The organism is Microcoleus sp. PH2017_24_DOB_U_A (assembly GCF_020738205.1).
GTDB lineage: Bacteria > Cyanobacteriota > Cyanobacteriia > Cyanobacteriales > Microcoleaceae > Microcoleus.
Genome location: NZ_JAEQCT010000190.1, coordinates 1 through 4,968, shown reverse-complemented (window position 1 = coordinate 4,968; position 4,968 = coordinate 1). Strand labels below are relative to the sequence as shown.

General features: G+C 42.8%; 4 protein-coding genes. 1 reads left to right on the top strand and 3 read right to left on the bottom strand.

Features of this window, described 5'->3' with window-relative positions:
* Nucleotides 1-245 precede the first annotated feature (245 nt).
* The 3 genes from JGK07_RS32740 to JGK07_RS32730 form a co-directional block, all read right to left on the bottom strand.
* Nucleotides 246-455, bottom strand: coding sequence for a hypothetical protein (locus JGK07_RS32740; RefSeq protein ID WP_293187101.1), 210 nt, complete (start codon nt 453-455; stop codon nt 246-248).
* A gap of 25 nt (nt 456-480) precedes the next feature.
* Complete coding sequence (locus JGK07_RS32735) at nt 481-2,991, bottom strand: CHAT domain-containing protein (RefSeq protein ID WP_293226782.1); 2,511 nt, start codon at nt 2,989-2,991, stop codon at nt 481-483.
* A 117-nt stretch (nt 2,992-3,108) separates the two neighbouring features.
* Nucleotides 3,109-3,711, bottom strand: a complete 603-nt coding sequence (locus JGK07_RS32730; protein ID WP_293187099.1) for a hypothetical protein — start codon at nt 3,709-3,711, stop codon at nt 3,109-3,111.
* A gap of 83 nt (nt 3,712-3,794) precedes the next feature.
* On the opposite strand from JGK07_RS32730, the gene JGK07_RS32725 reads away from it, so the two are divergent.
* The gene (locus JGK07_RS32725; protein WP_293187098.1) at nt 3,795-4,685 is read left to right on the top strand and encodes a hypothetical protein; all 891 of its coding nucleotides are present in this window, start codon (nt 3,795-3,797) and stop codon (nt 4,683-4,685) included.
* The last annotated feature ends 283 nt before the right edge of the window (nt 4,686-4,968 follow it).

Here is a 4,968-nt window from a genome sequence, read left to right as displayed (position 1 = left end):
TCGGGAGGGCGAACGGGTTGAGTTTCAAAGTATCAATCTAAGTTTGCCGATCGAGCAATTATATGAGGAAATTATTTTCGATCGACAGCCCTAGATATAGGATCCTTCTGCAAGGACTGGTAAATCAATCAGGAATCGACTTTTCCCAGATTCCAAGATTAACGCACTCTGGATCGCTCTTTCTTCTACGGATTGAGTTTGTTGTAGACACAGAATTTACAGATCGAAAGTCATAATTTAAGCTGCTACTGTCGTTGCTGGCAAAGGTTCAATTTCTTCTCGTTTGGCGTGACGGCGGGGGTCATCAAAATCCCAGGCAAACAGCCAATCTGGGTCAGCATTACCGCAGCCGATCGAATATATTTGGCTGTGTTTGAAATGCTGGAAAAACTCCTGACATTTTTCATCTTGCCCCGCTTTAGTTTGAGCTTCTGGCGCGGTTTCTTCGTTTGCACAGACACGATTTCAACCACCGGGTAACTACCGCCCATCCCCAATTAAAATAAACGGCGACCAATAAAAAGGATGGGGAGTCCGCTGAATCTGACTCAACTTAGCCTTCCACAAAGCTTCATTTATACTCATCCCCTTATTGATATCTTGATAAAATTGAACCATCAAATCTTTAGTAGCTGAATCCGAAACACTCCACAAACTCGCCATCACAGCTTGTGCACCCGCACGCTCAAATAAATATGCAACTCCCGATATTTCTTCACCGTTGGAATTCGCTTGCATAGCAGTTTGACACGCACTTAAGGTGAGGAGTCTGGTGTTTTGCAATCCTAATAAGGCGGCATCGGCAATATCCAATTCGCGATCGGCAAACAGGATAGTATTCGGTTTTAAATCCACTCTGTCGGGTTTCTTACAATTGGGAGAGTTAGGCAAACAGCAGCCTTCTGGTTGAAAACAGCCGTGAGTTGCTAGGTGCAAAAATGGAAAGCGAGGTGCTTGCGTTTTGAATTGGTCGAGGGTTGCTGCATTGCCGATATAGGATAAACTACCGGGAAAAATTTGGGTGAGGCTTTGAACTTCCTGTGGTGAATCTGGTAAATTGTAGGGGTCGCGCGTGACAGGATTTCCTAATGCTAAGATGCCGCCTTGTAAAGTTGAATTGGGAATTGACCTTGTGGAAATGCGGGTGAGATAGTTGACGGGATATTTCTGGATTAGGAATTTGCTATTTTGCCTATCATAAAGGGTTTCAAAGGGGATATAACGCAATTTTCCTGTGGCGATGATGCTCAATTGTTTGGGAGATAATGCCTGTATTTGGTCTTCTACAGGGCGAATTAGGATGTCGTATAGTTTGCCGCCAGTTTCTCTGTAATCTGAAGTGAGTTCGCTTGATATTTGTTCGCGGTGTTCGGTGAGGAGTTTGTCGAATTCTGCGGGGTAGATCGTAATCTTCTTAACACTTAAACTGTCTTTTGTCAAGACAAATAGGGCGACGGTATTGGGGACATTTTTGACATTTGTGAGCAAGACAGGTTGAATGACAACGGTATCGGGCGGGATACTTGCTTTCAGTTGGGCAATGTCTTTGGGTGTGGTTTCAAAGAGTTCGGCGACTTCTGGGAATTGGCGGGAAATTTCTTCTGCTTTGCGGTTGACTTCTGTTTCTAATTCCCGCATTTGTCGGGAGAGATTTTCAGAGAATTTGTCTTGGAGTTGGCGGCGGCGTGATTGGAGTTGTTGATTTTTTTGATTCCACTCGTCAATGGCTTTTTGTGCTTGGGGGTTGGCTACTTGGGCGTTGATGAGGCGGGTGTAGTCGGCTAGATCGGCTGTGGTGGCGATGTTGACCCATTGGAAAGCGCGATCGGCTTGGTTTTGATCGATGAGAATGTCAACAAGTGCAACTGCCCTTTCTCTTTCACCTTCTAAAAACTTTTTGCGATTTTCCCGCTGTAAATCTCTCCGCATTTTTAATGTGATTTCGACTGATTTTTCCCAATTATCGATCGCTTGAGTCGGTTGTTTCATATCTCGGTAGACTCTAGCAATATTACTCAAAGTATCAGCTTCTCCTGCACGATAGCCCACTTCTTGCCTAATTAGTAAAGCTTGGTTCAAGTATTTTAATGATTCTTCCGTTTGGGAATTGATGCTGTACGCTATACCCATCTGATTCAAGGTAACAGCTTCCCCCGCACGATAGCCGACTTCCCGCGTAATTGCTAAAGCTTGATTCAAATATTTTAATGCTTTTTCTGGTTGGTTGATGCTATTGTATACTTCACCAATATTACTCAACGTAGTCGCTTTCTCCGCGCTATTACTTCCTTCTTGTCTAATTTTCCAAGCTTGTTCTAAATATTCTAATGCTTCTTCTTGTTTGGACATGATCTTGTATGCTACACCCATATTATCTAAAGTAGTAGCTTCCCCCGCACGATCACTTGTTTCTCGCATCATTAGTAAAGCTTGCTTAAAGTATTTCAATGCTTCGTCCTGTCGGGAGATGCTGTTGTACACTTGACCCATAATAATCAAAGTAGTAGCTTGCTGCGCGCGATCGCCCACTCTCTCCGTCATTGGTAAAGCAATCTTTAAGTATTTCAATGCTTCTTCTTGTTGGGAAGTGCTGTTATATATTACACCGATATTAGTTAAAGTACCAGCTTTCGCTTTGCTATCGCCCACTTTGGGCAGCATTGATAAAGCTTCTTTAAAAGATTCCAATGCTTTTTCCATTTTGGAGAGCCTGTTGTAGACTTCACCAATGCCATTGAGTGCTACGACTTCATTTTCTATATCTTGAAGTTGTCGCGCAATGTCTCGAACTTCCTGCCATGTTTTGAGTGCTTGTTCGGGCTGCCCTTGTTGTGTCTGTTGTCTGGCTTTCTGTATAAGTAACCCTAATTTTTCAACCCGCAAATCTTGACCTTGCGCCCAACTAGGTTGAACTATTATGGGTAGAATTAGAGGAGTCAGGGACACACTCACAACCAAAAAAGTACGGATCAATCGTTTCATCATTGTCATAATAATTCACCAAATTTGATTAACTGAATAAATAAAAGAAACCGGGTTTTTATCTAATTTGTGAGTTGCAACGAAATATTTTCGTAAAAAAAACCGGTTTCTGGCCCCGCGACGGACTCAATAGGGAGTCGCTGCAATTGTCATCGTCTTTTTCTGCACATCAAACTGCATTTCATCGACGACATATTGTCGTTTATTTTTCCCATCTCCAACAATGACTGAATTGAGACTGTCCAACTTGTCAACAGAAAGAACAGACCCTAGCTTCACATCCGCTTGACCTTTATTCGGATCTAGCAAGCGAAAAGCGTTCATAGGAATACCGCGCCAAGTCTCTGGACGACCTTTCGCTGGAGTGCCATCGCCCCGAACAACTGGCCCCCCATTACTGCGATAAACCACCGCACTTTTGGAAAACACGATTTTATCAATTTGACCCAAAGGAATCGATACCTTGTCCCTCCCTCGCTCGATCGATATTTTTTGCGTTTTCTCATCAATCTCTACAACTCTACCGCTTTTTGGTTCGCCCTTTTTCATAGAAATTTTTGCATCTGTCGGCAACCCTACGGGTATCGCCTGACTAGCCCTGGCCTGTGCTTGTACCGATCGCAAATTCTGTTTCTGGACATCCTGACTGGTTGCATTGACCTGTATTGCCATACCCGCTGTTATTGTGATAATTGCTACAACTAAAAATGAAAGTGTTTTACGTTTCATATTCCCCCTAAACCCCTTGAAGGATAAGCGTTAACCCCGTTAGCATTATATAATGGTAGTCAACATTTTTTCAAGGTGATTCCGTGACCGCTTCTCCTCAACCTACTCCCGAATCAAACATTTTAGGCAACTTTGCTAGTGTTGTTGGCTTATTTAGTATCGCTCTATTTTTCACGGGCTGGATTTATCGATGGTCTTATTTTTACTGCTTTCAGCTAAATGTAATTACCCTCGATTTACCAGTAGAATCGTTTTTCATAGTCCCGCTTCAGGTGTTTTTAGGGGATAGCTGGACAATTGTCAAAAGTGCGATCGCCATTCTGCTCGTAGCCCTAGCGATTTACCTCACTTTGTGGCTAGTTAGCAGTATCAACAAGACAGTTGCTGCTAAAATCAATGTCACAATTACACGGTGGCTGTCCTATCGTTACGGCAGAGGATTCAAGTGGATTTACCGCATCCTGAAGTCTTGGGAACAATTTAATATCAATAGATATAACTCGATCAAATTATTGCGATCGCTCGTTGACGAAATTATCATCGTCGGTTGGGTATTGCTAGTCTTATTTTGGTCAGCTTACCACCAAGGTATTGCCGATGCTCGACGCGATGCCGGGGAAAATTCGTCTTTACCTGCCGTTGCTTTAATCGCCAAGCAAGATAATATTGCTTTAGGCAGAAAACTCAGTGATGTCTTTGATGACAAACTTACTCTAGAAAAGTATAGATTTATTGGCGACAAAGGTTTATTTGATAGTTTCCTACGCAAGGAAGACACGGATAATAATCCCAAAGAACCTAGAGTCTGGCGGTTGCTTTTGGAGAGAGGAAACTGGATTTATCTGTTTCCGGCTTTAACAACAGAACAGCAAAAAGACCCTAAAGTCCGCCCGCCAGTGATGGCAATTCAACAAAGTCAATCCGGCGATCAATTGTTAATTATAAGTCCCGAACCTTCTAAACCGTCTAAATAAATGGGCTGCTAGTTTCTATCCATGATTATACACAGATAGCAAGAAACTTCCGTTAATTTTTATCTATAGCGTGCGTCAGCTACGATCGTTTTCGATTTAAGCTAACAATCTCATCAATGACGCACCCTACTACTGCGGCGAAACGGTGCGTCAGAATTATACTTTTTGTGGCGATTCAGAATTTCCTGTCGGGGTGACAAGTCGCCTATAACGCTGATAGAATAAGGCTCATAGCTCTTATGCCTTGTTGATAATTAGGCAGTTTATGTGGAGATAAAGACAT